This is a genomic window from Halorubrum tibetense, assembly GCF_055396225.1.
This window is the reverse complement of record NZ_AP043742.1, coordinates 1,902,456-1,916,362: the sequence shown is the minus strand read 5'-3', so window position 1 is coordinate 1,916,362 and position 13,907 is coordinate 1,902,456. Positions and strand designations below refer to the sequence as shown.

Below are 13,907 nucleotides of genomic sequence, written 5' to 3'. Positions count from 1 at the left end.
GACCGCGGACGGCCGGTGGCTGGCGAGGATCAGGCGACCGGTTCGTAGCCGGCCTCCTCGACGGCGGCCGCGAGCGCGTCGTGGTCGGCGTCCCCTTCGACCGTCGCGGTTCCCGCCTCGTGGTCGGCGGTCGCCGTCTCCACGCCCGGCACCGCCGAGAGCGCTTCCACGACGTTCTCCTCACAGCCGCCACACGCCATTCCCTCGATCTCGATGGTCGTCATAGATCGGATATCGGTCGCCACGGATAACTCGGTTTCCCCTCCGGCAGGACGCTTTTTGTCGCGGCGCGACGAGGTCCGACCATGCGCACGCTCGACGAGACGGACCGGGAGATCCTGCGGCTCCTGTTGGCGGACGCCAGACGGCCGTTTAGCGACATCGCCGAACGGGTCGACCTCTCCGCGCCGGCGGTGTCGGACCGCGTCGACCGGCTTCGCGAGGCGGGCGTCATCGAGGGGTTCACGCTGCGTGTCGACGCGGACGGGCTCTCAACCGGGGTGGAAGCGCTCGTCACGCTGGATGTCGCGCCCGCCGACGCCGAGAGCGCGTACGAGGCGATGGCGGGCCACGACCGCGTCGAACACGCCACCCTGACCGCCGACGGCGACGTGACCGTGCTCGTCCGCCTCCCTGGCGACGACGCTCGCGGGTTCGTCGACCGAACCGTGGGGCTCGACGCGGTCCGAGACCTCACCGTCCGGCTGATCGATCGGCGGGAGTGGTCGCCGGGGCTCGGTGACGCCGACCTCGCCGTCGACTGTGTCGAGTGCGGGAACACCGTCACCGCGGAGGGGGAGTCGGAGCGGGTCGACGGGACGCTGTATCACTTCTGTTGTGGGTCGTGCCGGGGGGCGTTCCGCGACCGCTACGATCGGCTGGCGGAGGGGGCGTGAGTCGTCGGCGGACGGCGGAGCGTCGCGGAAAGTAACCTACTTGAGTCCGGCCCGGTTATCCGCATTCGCAGTCCCGTGGTGTAGTGGCCAATCATAATGGCCTTTGGAGCCATTGACGGCGGTTCGAATCCGCCCGGGACTATCCTGCGGCGAGCGATCCGCGAGCCGCGAGTTGCGGAGCCTCCCTAGTGGTCCACGAGCCGTGCGCCCGCCGGGTGCGTGTGACAGACCGCGGGGTCGTAGCCGGCGTCGGAGAGGCCGGTGCCGAGCGCGAACGCGGTTCGGCCGAGCATCGCCATCGCCGCCCCTGACGCGTCGTCGTCGGTCGCGGCGTCGACCGCCTCGATCGCCTCGGAAACCTCGGGAACGAGCAGGTCCGCCGACGCCGCGAACTCGCGCGCGGCGTCCATCAGTGTCGGGAGCCGCGGGTCGGCGCGGAGCCGATCGAGCGCCCGCTCGCCGACCGTCGAGAGTGCGGTCGTGTCCCCGGCGAGAACCGCCTCCGTGGAGCGTTCGCCGAACGTGACGTACTCGACGCGGGCCTGTGCAGGGATCCCGTCGAGCTCGCCGTGGCCGGGCGCGCCGGGTTCGAGCCGGATCGGAACCCCGCCACGAGCCTGTGCAACCACGTCGCCGAGGCCGGTGCCGCGCTCGACCTCCGCCTCGTGTGCGAGCCGGACGAGCTCGTTCTCGGAGCGCCCGGCGTCGGCGGCGGCGTTGGCGGCGAGAGCCGCCCCCAACGCGGCCGCACCGGAGACGCCGAACCCCGCGCCGATCGGGAGGTCGGTCTCGACGGCGACGGACGCGGCGTCGGCCGCGGGGGCGGTGTCGGCGGCGGGGGCGGTGTCGGCGGCGGGGGCGGTGTCGGCGAGATCGAGGGCGGTGAGCACGTCTTCGACCGCGCCGATCGCGGCGGGAGCGCCGTTCAGGGAAAGCGACGGGGAGTCGGGGGTGTCCCCGGTGTCACCGCCGAGCTCGACCGTCGTCTCGACCCCGTCGGTGAGGGTGAGGCCCGCGCCCCGAGAGCCCGCGGCGGCCGGGGAGTCCGCCGGATGGGCGCTGAAGAAGGCGGTGACGTGACCCGGGACGAACGCGGTCGCCCGCTCGCGTGTCATGGTTCCGGGGAGACCGGCCCGCCGATTAACGGTTGTTATCCGAGTCGGCGACGACACCGTAGGCGGTAAGTAGCGGTCGGTGAAAACGGACGGTATGCGACGCCGTCTGATCCCGCCGCTGGCCGCCTTCCTCGCGGTGTGTTTCCCCGGACTCGGCCACCTGTTCCTGCGCCGGTTCGGGCGGGCGCTCGTCTGGCACGGTGCGATCATCGGCGGGGGAATAGCGCTGTACACCCTGTACGACGTCGGCCCGCTCGATCCCACGGCGTCGATCGCGGAGGTCGCGGCGGCGGTCCCGACCGACGTGTTCCTCCCCGTCGCGCTGCTCGTCACCCTCTCGGCGATCGACGCGCTCCTCGTCGGGAAGGCCACCGTCGCGGAGGCGGAGCGCGCGGACGCGACCGCGGCGGCGATCCGCCGCCGTGTCGCCGAGGAGGACGGCGAACACGACGAGAGCGCCCCGATCGAAGCGATCGTCGGCGGCGGCGAGGGCGACGAACCCGCACGAGTCGAGTGTCCACACTGCGGCCGGGAGACCGACGCCGAGATCGAGTTCTGTCACTGGTGTACCGAACCGTTGCCGTGGGCCGACGAGGAGTGACGCGTGGCGACGTAGTTTCTCACACCTGATAACTGCGCGCGAACGTTCATATACTCCGACAGAAACCGTTCGGGTACGGACGCGAACGACGGACGGAACATGAGTCTGAATCCACGACGATACGACGTACGGGAGTTGCGCTGGCTTGCGGGAACGCGGGCGAGCGCCGACGATGCGGCTCGGGAGCGGCCGCTTCGTCCACCGAACGGGAGCCGAGCCGAGCAGGCGGCGCGCTCGGCCGCGTTCACCGAACTCCTCGGGCGTCAGCGCGGCCTTCGGAACGCGAGTCGCGGGGACCGACCGTACCTACGGACGGTTCCCGGCGGGCCGGCAGCGGAACACGAGATAGCCGACTGGATCGGCTACCTCGTCGATGTCGGCGGCCATCTTCGGAGCCGAGACGCGCTCTCGTACTACGCCGAGATCGGGTGGATCGCCCCCGGTGTCGCCGACGCGTTGGAACGCCGGTTACACGGGTTCGACGCGCCACGACACGACCGGGCGTTCACCCCGGCGGACCATCGGATCAGCCTCGTCTCCATCGTCCGGATCGCTTCGTGTGCGAGTGAACAATGAGCGACGCAGAATCCACGGAATCCACTGACTACGACGGAACCGACGCCCCGACACCGGTCGGGGTGAAACTCGGCAGCACCCGGACGGTACTCGACCTCCCCGACGAGCGCGGGGAGCGCGAACGACACTCCACGCTCACCTGCCTGGCGACGTACGACGACGCCATCACGGGCGAGGAGAAGGTCCTGTTCGGCCACGACGCCGCGATCGAGTACCCGGACACGGTCCGGTTCATGCTCCGATCGGGGCTCCCCGAGGACGACGACAGCGTCGCCGACGCCGAGCGCTTCTTCGAGGCGATCGTCGAAGCCCACGACGTCCCCGCGGACAGCGCGGTCGTCTACGCGGTGCCGACGATCGACAACGAGGCCGGCGTCGAGAACCTCACATCCGTGATCGAGGGCTCCTCGATCGGTGAGGCGGCGGCGCGAAGCTTCCCCGAATCGCTGTGTGGGGCGATCCCCGCCTACGGCGACGGCCTCGACGCGATCGACGACGTGTTCGTCTCTGTCAACATGGGGTCGACGACGCTGGAGGCGTGTGCGTACCGCCGCGGCGAGCAGCTCTCGCCGTTCTCGACCGGCTCGGTGACGGGCAACGAGGTCGACCGCTGGATCGTCGCCGCCGTCGAGGAGGAGAGCCAGGGCCGCGTCCACATCGATCGGACGACCGCCCGGGAGTACAAGGAGGAACACGCCGACGTGTACGAGTTCGAACCGTTCACCGACGTGGTCCAACAGCCCGGCGGCGGGAGCCACGAGTTCACCGTCGATCGCGGGGTCCGCGACCCGGTCGACCGCTACATCGACGACGCGGTCGACGTCGTCGCCAACGAGTTCCTCCCGGCGCTCGCGAACGACCACATGAAACCCTACCAGCTGGCGCTGGGCCGTCCGATCGCCGTCACCGGCGGGATGGCGTGTATCCCCGGCCTCGTCGAGGAGTTCGAGACGCGGCTCGCCGCCGAGCTCGACCGCGATATCGAGGTCGTCTCGCCCGACGATCCCGCGACGGCCGCCGCGGAGGGTGCCGCGCGCATCGCGGAACGACTGGTCTGAACGGCGCCTTCGGCGCACTCGCTTTTCGGAGCCGACCTGTCGTAGAGAGCCGACACGCTCTACCGTCGGATCGGAACCGTGTGATCGGGAATGACCCGCTTTGCGCATCGAGGGGTCGGCCAACGACCGTCTCGGGAGCTCCAGACCTCCGGAACTGAACTATCTGCAGAAATACGGACCCTGATTCGTCGTTTGACCAAATATATATATTCAAACTCGTCGAATGCAATTGTATATAAAAGATGTTATCAGTACGTTATGTGAATGAATGGTCACAAAACTATATATCACCGTGTGCCCTCCGGCCGGTGTATGCCATCTGGTAACCAGAGTCGACGTAACTTCATCAGGGCTGCCGGCGCGACCGGCGCGGCCGGACTAGCGGTCTCGATCGCGGGCTGTGCCGACGACACGGACGAGAACGGGCAAGGGTCCGCCCCCGACGGTGCCGACGAGCTCGGCGAGCAAGTGCGCGAGATCAACTTCGTCATTCCGACGGCCGGCGCGAACTCGTTCCGGAACGAGCTCGGGGTGATCACCGCGGAGAACTGGGAGGAGATCGGGTTCGAGGTCGACCTCGAGGTCCTCGAGTTCGGCGCGCACGTGGACAAAGCCGTCGTCCAGCAGGACTTCGACGCCTCGCTGCTCGGCTGGGGCGGAACCCCGGAGCGGATCGACCCGCACACGTTCATCTACGACATGCACCACTCGGACAACACGGGACAGGGCGGCCGCAACACGCCCGGGTACTCGAACCCCGAGTACGACGAGCTCGCCGAACTCCAGGTGACACAGCCCGACGAGAACGAGCGACAGCAGACGGTGTACGAGGCACAGGCGATCCTCTCGCGGGACCAGCCGCGGACGTACATCGCCAACGAAGGGGGGATGCACCCGTACGCGAGCGCCCGTGTCGAGAACGTCGACGCGACGCTCGGCGAGGGGCTCAACTCCTTCTGGAACATGATCTCGGTCACGCCGATAGGCAGCGATACGGTGACGATGGGGTACCCCTCCGAGATCATCTCGCTCAACCCGATGCAGGACCTCGCCACGCCGGACAGACAGTTCGTCCGGCTGTTGTACGACCAGCTGTTCCGCATCGGGCCGGACGGGCTCCCGCGACCGTGGGCGGCCGCCGACAACCCGGTCGTCGAGGACGACGGCCGGACGTACACCGTCGAGATCCGCGACGACATGACGTTCCACGACGGGGAACCGGTCACCATCGACGACGTCGAGTTCACGTACGATCTGTACGCCGATTCGCCGACGTACAGCGGTCTCGTCGAGATCATCGAGGAGGTCGACACGTCCGGAAACGAGATAACGTTCCATCTGGGCGAACCGTTCGCGCCGTTCACGGCGAACGTGCTCGGACAGGTGTACCTGTTCCCGGAACACGTCTGGGGCGACGTCGAACCGGAGGAGCTGGCCGACTTCCGCGACCCGAACTGGACCGGGAGCGGGCCGTTCCAGTTCGAGGACTGGGAGCGTCAGTCGGAGCTCCAGCTCAGGGCGTTCGCCGACCACTTCAACCCGCCGAACACGGAGCGGTTCATCCGTATTCCGGGTGCGGACGTCTCCCAGCTGGTCGGCGACCTCGAGTCCGGACAGATCGACTTCATCGGTGCGGTTCCGCAGCCGGCCACACTCACCCGGATCGAGGACGACCCCGACCTCAGTGCCACGCCGTTCGAGGCGATCGGTTACGCGAAGATCGCATACAACCTCCGCCGCGAGCCGCTCGACATGCGCGGTATCCGCCGAGCGCTCTCGTATTCGGTCCCGAAGGAGGAGTACGTCGAATTCATCCGTGACGGGATGGGGACGGTCACCGACTCGACCATCTCGGTCCACAACGAGTTCTGGCACAACCCGGACGTCGAACAGTTCCGGCTCGACCTCGACGCCGCCCGACAGGAGCTCGCCGACGCCGGCTTCGGCTGGGACGACGACGGCCTGCTCCATTACGGAGCCGACCAGTAACGATCCGAATTATGAACCCTATTTCACCGTGACCGCTCAATCGGCACCCCGATCGAGACAAGCCGCCCGTGCGCCAAGAGGGGGTGAGTGACGCGTGGCGCTCCGTGAGTTCGTCGTTCGCCGGGTCGCCCAGCTCGTCGTTACGTTCTGGGCGTTCTTCACGCTGCTTTTCGTCCTCTTTCGGCTCGTCCCGGGGGACCCGACATCCATGTTCCTCCTGGACGGGATGACGGCGGAGCAGCGCGAACAGCGGATAGCCGAGCTCGGGCTGGACCAACCGCTGTACGTACAGTACGTCAACTACGTGGAGCAGCTGCTCACCGGCGACTTCGGGCAGTCGTTCATCTACCGCGAACCGGTGATCGACATCATCGTCGTCAGGTTCATGAACACCATCGTCCTGATGGGGACCGCGCTGTTCTTCGCGTACCTCATCGGCGTCACGTTCGGTGCGCTGATGGGCTGGTGGCGCGGGTCACGGTTCGAGCGCGGCGGGATCATCGTCACCCTCGTCGCTCGCTCCTCGCCGGAGTTCTGGGTCGGGATCGTGTTGCTCTCGGTGTTCGTCTTCTGGCTCGGTTGGTTCCCGTCCAGCGGGATGCGGACCACCGGCGGGGTGCTGGGCGGCGGGTTCCTCCAGCGGTACGGCTCCGTGGACTTCCTTCGGCACCTGTTCCTGCCGGCGCTCACCGGCGCGATCGTCTACCTCGCGACGCCGACGCTGTTGATGCGGAGCACGATGCTCGACGTCCTCAAGGCTGACTTCGTGGAGATCAAGAAGGCCGAGGGGCTGCCGGAGTGGACCGTCCTGTACAAACACGCCGCCCGCAACTCGGTGTTACCGCTCGTCACGGTCATGGCGATCGCGACCGGGGCGGCGATGGGCGGCTCCGTCGTCATCGAGACCGTGTTCAACTGGCCCGGGATGGGCCGTGAGATGGTTCGAGCGGTGAACAACAACGACTACCCGGTCGCCATGGCGGCGTTCTTCCTCATGGGATCGGTGGTGATCCTGATGAACTTCGTCGCCGACTTGGCGTACGTGTACCTCGATCCGCGGGTGGAGTACGAATGAGCACCGAAACAGACCGATCGACGGACGGCGCAGTCACCGGAACCGCGAAGCGCGTCGAACAGCTCAGAGCCGGACTGGCGGTGTTCAAAGGGGACCGCCTGGGACAGATCGGCCTCGTGCTCCTCGCCGTCTTCGTGTTCGTCGGGGTTTTCGCCCGACCGATCTCGATCGAGTTCCTGAACGTCACGATCCCGGGGCTCGCGCCGTACGACCCCAGCGAGCGAGCGATCGGCGGGCGGTTGGAGTCGCCGTCGCTCGCACATCCCCTCGGAACGACACAGCTCGGCCGCGACGTACTCTCCCAGCTGATAGCGGGGACGCGCGTGACTCTGCTCGTCGGGACGCTCGCCGCGTTCATGGCCGTGTTCATCGGCACCAACGTCGGGCTGGTGAGCGCCTACTACGGCGGCTGGGTCGACGACGTGCTGATGCGGATCACGGACATCGTCTACGCGGTCCCGTTCCTGCCGTTCGCGATCGTCCTCGTGGCGATCGTCGGCAGCAGCATCGTCAACATCATCGGCGCGATCGTGTTGATCCTCTGGCGGTCGACCGCCCGGGTGATCCGGTCGCAGGTGTTGAGCCACAAACAGCGGCCGTACGTCGAGAGCGCCGAGGCGATCGGCGCGAGCGACCTGCGGATCATGTACAAACACATCCTCCCCAACGTGTTGCCGCTGGCGTTCCTGTACGCCGCGTTCGCGGTCGGATACGCGGTTATCGCCGAGGCGAGCCTCTCGTTCCTCGGCTTCGGCGACCCGAACATGCTGTCGTGGGGAGAGATGATCTTCACCGTGTACACCGCCGACGCGATCCGACAGGCGTGGTGGTGGGTGTTCCCGCCCGGGATCGCCATCACGCTGTTCGTGATGTCGGTGTTCTTCATCGGCCGCACGTTGGAGAAAGTCATCAACCCCGAACTGAGGCATCAAGAATGAGCCTACTCGAAATCACTGACCTACGGACGTACTACCGGGCCGACGACGGCTGGGTTCGCGCCACCGACGGCGTGTCCCTGTCGGTCGACCGCGGCGAGACTGTCGGACTCGTCGGCGAGTCCGGCAGCGGAAAGACCACGCTCGCGAAGTCGATCATCCGGCTGTTCCCGGACAACGCGGAGATCCGCGGCGGATCGATCGAGTTCGACGGAACCGAGATAACCGAACTCACCGACAAGGAGCTCCGCCGACGGATCCGGTGGCAGGAGATCTCGATGATCCCGCAGAACGCGATGAACGGGTTCGACCCGGTGTACACCGTCGGCGACCAGATCGTCCAGGTGATCCGTCACCACGAGGACGGCGTGTCGAAAGCCGAAGCGCGGTCGCGCGCCCGCGACCTGTTCGACGAGCTCGGGATCGAACCCGACCGGATCGACGACTACCCGCACCAGTTCTCCGGCGGGATGGCCCAGCGGGCGATGATCGCGCTGGCGCTGGCGCTCGGGCCGAGCCTCGTGTTGGCCGACGAGCCGACCACCGCGCTCGACGTCGTGATCCAAGACCGGATCCTGGAGACGATCACGGAGAAACAGGCGGAGATCGACAGCGCGATGATCATGATCACCCACGACATGTCCGTCGTCTCCGAGACGTGTGACCGGATCGCCGTGGTGTACGGCGGGCGAGTGGTCGAGATCGCCGACACCAGAACGGTCATCACGAACCCGCGACACCCGTACACGCTCGGCCTCCGGAACGCGTTTCCGGACATCAGCGACGACGACCAGGAGCTGATCTCCATTCCGGGGACGCCACCGGATCTCGTCGACCCGGACGAGGGGTGCCGGTTCGCGCCGCGATGCCCGTTCGCGGAGGAGGACTGCTGGGACGTGACGCCCGAGCCGCGGGAGTACGAACCCGGCCATCTCGTCGAGTGCCACCGGGCGGACGAGATCGACTACCTCCAGGAGGCCGCCGGCCGGAAGGCGACCTGGCAGGACGCGGACGCCGACGGTGGCACCGCCGTTTCGGACGGCGGGACCACCGAGGATTCGGGCGATGACGCCGGCGCTACGGCCGGGAGGTCCGACGCCGTCGACCCCGGAGGTCCCGACGATGTCTGAGGCGACCGAGCGCGTCGTCGACCCCGACCGGACGTACAAGCTCGAGGTTCGGAACCTCGAGAAACACTTCCCGGTGAACACGGGGATCGTCTCGCGGATCCTCCGCGGCGAGAGCGACCGGGCGGTGCGGGCGGTCGACGGCGTCTCCCTCGGAATACGGGAGGGCGAGGCGTTCGGGCTCGCGGGGGAGTCCGGCTGTGGGAAAACGACGCTCGGAAAGTCGGCGATCCGCCTGATCGAACCGACGGGCGGCGAGGTGTACTTCGACGGGACGGAGATCACGAACGCCGGCGGGGCCGAGCTCAATCGGTTCCGCCGGGAGGCACAGATCATCCACCAAGACCCGTACCAGTCCTTGAACCCGCGTTTCACGGTGTACGAGTGGGTGAAGGAACCGCTCGACGTCCACGACATCGGGAGCGCCGAGGAGCGTGACGCCCGGGTGTACGAGACAATCGAACAGGCGGGGCTCCGGCCGGCCGGGGCGTACGCATCGGAGTACCCGAGCGAGCTGTCGGGCGGCGAGCGCCAGCGGGTCGGGATCGCCCGCGCGCTGGCACTCGAACCCTCGTTCCTGCTCGCCGACGAACCGGCGAGCATGCTCGACGTTTCGATCCGCGCGAGCATCCTCGACCTGTTCAAGCAGCTCCAGACCGACCTCGGGCTGACGGCCGTGTACATCAGCCACGACCTCTCGCTACTGAAACACATGTGTGACCGGATCGGGATCATGTACCTCGGGCAGCTGGTGGAGGTCGGCCCCGCCGAGGAGATCATCGACGACCCGAAACACCCGTACACGCAGGCGCTGGTCTCGTCGGTGCCGCGGATCAACCCCGACGAGGACCGCGAGCGGATCGAGCTCGTCGGCGAGGTACCGGACCCGGTCGACATGCCTGCGGGGTGTCGGTTCCATCCGCGCTGTCCCCGGATCGTTCAGCCGGAGGGGTACACGTTCGACCAGGACGACTGGCGGGCGGTCGTCGACCTCCGCCGTGACCTGCTCGCGGACGAGCTCGACCCGACCGCGGCGACCCGGGAGGACGGCGGTTCGGGGAGCGACCCGACCCCAGCGGCGATCCGCGAGGCGTACGGCGTCCCGGAGCGACTCGGGGACGCCGCGGCCGACGACGTCCTCGACGCCGCCCTCTCCGACCTGTTGGCCGGGGACGCGACGGCGGCCCGCGACGCGCTTCGGCGCGAGTTCGCCACGCCGTGTGAGTCCGACCCGATCGAGGTACACCAGGTGACGCCGACACAGGAGGCGAAGTGCGTGCGCTACGACGAGGGCGAGTCGTACGCGGTCGAGTGACGGCCGTCGAGTGCTAGTCACCTCGATCCGTTTGCGACCACCGGACGATGGTCGCACCGATGCGCTCGCGCCCCCGACGAACAAAGCCTTTACCGCGTGGCGCGTCTAGTCTCGTCAAATGGTACTCGACGACCTCGGAACGTCCCTGCGGAGCAGCCTCGACAAGCTCCAAGGAAAGACGAGACTCGACGAGGACGACGTCGAGGAGATCGTCAAGGAGATCCAGCGGTCGCTGCTCTCCGCCGACGTCGACGTCTCCCTCGTGATGGAGCTCTCCTCGTCGATCGAGAGCCGCGCGTTGGAGGAGGAGCCGCCGGGCGGTACCACCGCCCGCGACCACGTCCTCAAGATCGTTTACGAGGAGATGGTCGCGCTCGTCGGCGACTCCACGGAGCTCCCGCTGGAGAACCAGACGATCCTGCTGGCCGGCCTCCAGGGGTCGGGGAAGACCACCTCCGCCGCCAAGATGGCGTGGTGGTTCTCGAAGAAGGGGCTCCGCCCCGCCGTGATCCAGACTGACACCTTCCGGCCCGGGGCGTACGACCAGGCCAAACAGATGTGTGAGCGCGCGGAGGTCGACTTCTACGGCGACCCGGACGGCGACGACCCCGTGGAGATCGCCCGCGAGGGGCTGGAGGCGACCGCCGACGCCGACGTCCACATCGTGGACACGGCCGGTCGCCACGCGCTCGAGGACGACCTGATCGCCGAGATCGAGGAGATAGAGGGCGTGGTCGACCCGGACCGCTCGCTGCTCGTGCTCGACGCCGCGATCGGCCAGGGGGCGAAAGAGCAGGCCAAGCAGTTCGAGTCGTCGATCGGGATCGAGGGCGTCGTCATCACCAAGCTCGACGGGACCGCGAAGGGTGGCGGGGCACTCACGGCGGTCAACGAGACCGGCTCCTCCATCGCCTTCCTCGGCACCGGGGAGACGGTCCAGGACATCGAGCGGTTCGAACCCTCGGGGTTCATCTCGCGACTGCTCGGGATGGGCGACCTCAAGCAGCTCTCCGAGCGGGTCGAGCGCGCGATGCAGGAGACCCAGGAGGAGGACGAGGACTGGGATCCCGAGCAGCTGCTGGAGGGGAACTTCACCCTGAAGGACATGCAAAAGCAGATGAACGCGATGAACCGCATGGGCCCGCTCGATCAGGTGATGGACATGATCCCGGGGATGGGCGGCGGGATGATGGACCAGCTGCCCGACGACGCGATGGACGTCACTCAGGACCGGATGCGTTCGTTCGAGCGCATCATGGACTCGATGACCGACGAGGAGCTGGAGAACCCGCGCGTCGTCGGCCAGGAGCGAACCGAGCGGATCGCCCGCGGCTCCGGCACCGACGAGGAGACGGTCCGGCAGCTCCTCGAACAGCACGCGATGATGGAGCGGACCATCGACCAGTTCCAGGGGATGGGCGAGGGTGACATGCAGCGGATGATGAAGAAGATGGGCGGCGGGAGCGGCGGCCTCGGCGACATGATGGGCGGCGGCAAGGGCCCGTTCTGAGTGACGACGGCAAGGAGCCGTTCCGAGCGACGACAGCAAGACCGGTTGAGGCCCGACATCCTCGACGTGTCGGCTCTGTTGAGATCCGTAGAAAGAGAGATATCTCACCCGATTGCGGCCGATACGGATACGACAACGATCCGTTTCGGGAGTGAGTCTCGTACTGTGAGTGGTCGCCTGTTTATAAATGAACGAGTGGTGTTGCTGGCGCGGTGAACACGCCCGAAGCCCCAGTCGCTCGTTTATACCTCGTTGACTATAGATCGAGTGTGAACGCGTCCAAAGCCCCAGCCGTGGGGACGGCGTACGCTCGCTGCGCTCCTCGTCACTCGCGTTGCTCGTTCCTGCGGTGCTTGGGTCGCCTACGCCGTCCCCACGGCTGCCCCTTTGAGTCCCACCCGGCACCGCAACCGCCCCGCACCTCACGCCTCCCCAGCCTCGTCGTCGTCGGCCTCGCTTCGCTCGGCCGCCGGCGACTCCCTCGCACCGGCGGTTCGCGCCTTTATAAGGCGCGAACCGGGGCGCGCAGCCGCGCTCCTTTATAAACGATCGTCGCAGCCGTTCGTGGTTAATTTATATACTATCCCGTCGCTATCGATCTGGGAGATTTACTCCCGACATCAGCCGACACGTACTCTTCAGTTGGCCGGGTTTTCACCTTCTGTTATCGCTGAAAACGGACTCCAACGGAGCTGGAGCGTCCTAAACAGCCCCCGAACCGTGCGGCGGATCGTGGTGCGGGCCACGAACGTTTTTCAGACCTGCTCTCGATCCACTCGCATGGTCCAGCCCTCCGACGACCCGTCGAGCGACGGCTCGCGACCTCGCGGCCTGCTCTTCGACCGGACCCTCACGCACGTCGAGCGACTCCTCCCGCTCGCACTCGTGCCGCTCGTCACCGCACTGCTCAACGTCGATGACCTGACTGCGACGGGAGGAACCGACACGCTGGTCTCCGTCAGAGCCTCGTTCCCGGTGTACCGATACGACCTCTGGAGCATCGTCGAATCGCCCGGCGACGGGAGCACGTTGGCCTCGGTCCCGCTCGACTCGGTGGGGCCGCTCGCGCTCGTCCCCCCGCTCCTCGGCGTGTACGTCGTCGTCTCCGGGCTCCTGAGCGCGGGATACTTCGGGAGCATCGCGGCGGGGATCGAGACGGGGCGGTTCGATTTCGGGACCAACGTCCGGCGGTTCGGCGTCCGGCTGATCGTGTTGGAGGCGGTCGTGGTCGCCGGGGTCTTCCTCGCTCTCGTCCCGTTGGTCGCCGTTCCGCCGCTGTTCGCGCTCGCCGTGCTGGCGCTTCTCGTCCTCTCGTATCTGTTCTTTCCGACCGTGTACGTGCTGGTGTTGGAGGACCGCGGGATCGGATCGGCGGCCCGGCGGGCGTACGGGCTCGTCAAACGCCACCAGCCGGTGTGGTTCTTCCTCGCGCTGCTGGCAGTGACGGCGCTCTGTTCGGTTCCATTGAGCATGTTGACCTACCTCGGCCCCGTGCCCGCGGTCATCGCGGCGGTCGTCGCGGCACCGATCGCTCTCGCGTTCAACGTCGCGACGGCACTGAAGGTCGACGAGATGGCCGCCATCGACACGACCACCTGACGCGGTCGCCGTCTTCACATAGATGCAAGGTGGAAGCCCACGGCTTCAGCCGTGGGAGGAATCCGACACTCCTCGACACAAACCACGAGCGATAGCAACCCGACTCCCCCA

Annotated in this window: 13 protein-coding genes and 1 tRNA gene; 12 read left to right on the top strand and 2 right to left on the bottom strand. The window is 67.3% G+C overall.

Going from position 1 to position 13,907, the window contains the following annotated elements:
- Positions 1-29: 29 nt before the first annotated feature.
- Positions 30-224: a heavy-metal-associated domain-containing protein gene (locus tag ACZ5TV_RS09685; protein WP_379782419.1), complete on the bottom strand. Its 195-nt coding sequence runs from the start codon at positions 222-224 to the stop codon at positions 30-32.
- 81 nt (positions 225-305) lie between these two features.
- Between ACZ5TV_RS09685 and ACZ5TV_RS09680 the strand changes: the two genes are divergently transcribed.
- Positions 306-896, top strand: a complete 591-nt coding sequence (locus ACZ5TV_RS09680; protein WP_464383770.1) for a winged helix-turn-helix transcriptional regulator — start codon at positions 306-308, stop codon at positions 894-896.
- A 69-nt stretch (positions 897-965) separates the two neighbouring features.
- Positions 966-1,038, top strand: a tRNA-Gln gene (locus ACZ5TV_RS09675).
- 43 nt (positions 1,039-1,081) lie between these two features.
- On the opposite strand, the gene ACZ5TV_RS09670 is transcribed toward ACZ5TV_RS09675, so the two are convergent.
- A complete protein-coding gene (locus ACZ5TV_RS09670) occupies positions 1,082-2,011 on the bottom strand; it encodes a pantoate kinase (protein ID WP_464383769.1) in 930 nt (309 codons plus the stop codon).
- A gap of 94 nt (positions 2,012-2,105) precedes the next feature.
- Here ACZ5TV_RS09670 and ACZ5TV_RS09665 point away from each other — a divergent pair, with 94 nt between their 5' ends.
- The 10 genes from ACZ5TV_RS09665 to ACZ5TV_RS09620 all read left to right on the top strand — a co-directional run bounded on the left by ACZ5TV_RS09665 (position 2,106) and on the right by ACZ5TV_RS09620 (position 13,796).
- Entirely contained in the window at positions 2,106-2,612 is a 507-nt protein-coding gene (locus tag ACZ5TV_RS09665; RefSeq protein ID WP_464383768.1) for a DUF7575 domain-containing protein, read from the top strand.
- A gap of 99 nt (positions 2,613-2,711) precedes the next feature.
- Positions 2,712-3,188, top strand: a complete 477-nt coding sequence (locus tag ACZ5TV_RS09660; protein WP_379781024.1) for a FlaD/FlaE family flagellar protein — start codon at positions 2,712-2,714, stop codon at positions 3,186-3,188.
- Positions 3,185-4,246, top strand: coding sequence for a hypothetical protein (locus ACZ5TV_RS09655; RefSeq protein ID WP_379781026.1), 1,062 nt, complete (start codon positions 3,185-3,187; stop codon positions 4,244-4,246). Before ACZ5TV_RS09660 ends, ACZ5TV_RS09655 begins: the two co-directional genes overlap by 4 nt.
- A gap of 312 nt (positions 4,247-4,558) precedes the next feature.
- Entirely contained in the window at positions 4,559-6,235 is a 1,677-nt protein-coding gene (locus ACZ5TV_RS09650) for an ABC transporter substrate-binding protein (RefSeq protein WP_379781028.1), read from the top strand.
- A 94-nt stretch (positions 6,236-6,329) separates the two neighbouring features.
- On the top strand, positions 6,330-7,310 hold the full coding sequence (locus ACZ5TV_RS09645) for an ABC transporter permease (protein WP_379781030.1): 981 nt from the start codon (positions 6,330-6,332) through the stop codon (positions 7,308-7,310).
- On the top strand, positions 7,307-8,248 hold the full coding sequence (locus ACZ5TV_RS09640) for an ABC transporter permease (protein ID WP_379781032.1): 942 nt from the start codon (positions 7,307-7,309) through the stop codon (positions 8,246-8,248). Before ACZ5TV_RS09645 ends, ACZ5TV_RS09640 begins: the two co-directional genes overlap by 4 nt.
- The gene (locus ACZ5TV_RS09635; RefSeq protein ID WP_379781034.1) at positions 8,245-9,375 is read left to right on the top strand and encodes an ABC transporter ATP-binding protein; all 1,131 of its coding nucleotides are present in this window, start codon (positions 8,245-8,247) and stop codon (positions 9,373-9,375) included. Before ACZ5TV_RS09640 ends, ACZ5TV_RS09635 begins: the two co-directional genes overlap by 4 nt.
- On the top strand, positions 9,368-10,687 hold the full coding sequence (locus ACZ5TV_RS09630) for an ABC transporter ATP-binding protein (protein ID WP_464383767.1): 1,320 nt from the start codon (positions 9,368-9,370) through the stop codon (positions 10,685-10,687). Before ACZ5TV_RS09635 ends, ACZ5TV_RS09630 begins: the two co-directional genes overlap by 8 nt.
- Positions 10,688-10,805: 118 nt before the next feature.
- Entirely contained in the window at positions 10,806-12,197 is a 1,392-nt protein-coding gene (locus tag ACZ5TV_RS09625; protein WP_379782122.1) for a signal recognition particle protein Srp54, read from the top strand.
- Between the two features lie 780 nt (positions 12,198-12,977).
- Positions 12,978-13,796, top strand: coding sequence for a hypothetical protein (locus ACZ5TV_RS09620; protein ID WP_379782120.1), 819 nt, complete (start codon positions 12,978-12,980; stop codon positions 13,794-13,796).
- Positions 13,797-13,907 lie beyond the last annotated feature (111 nt).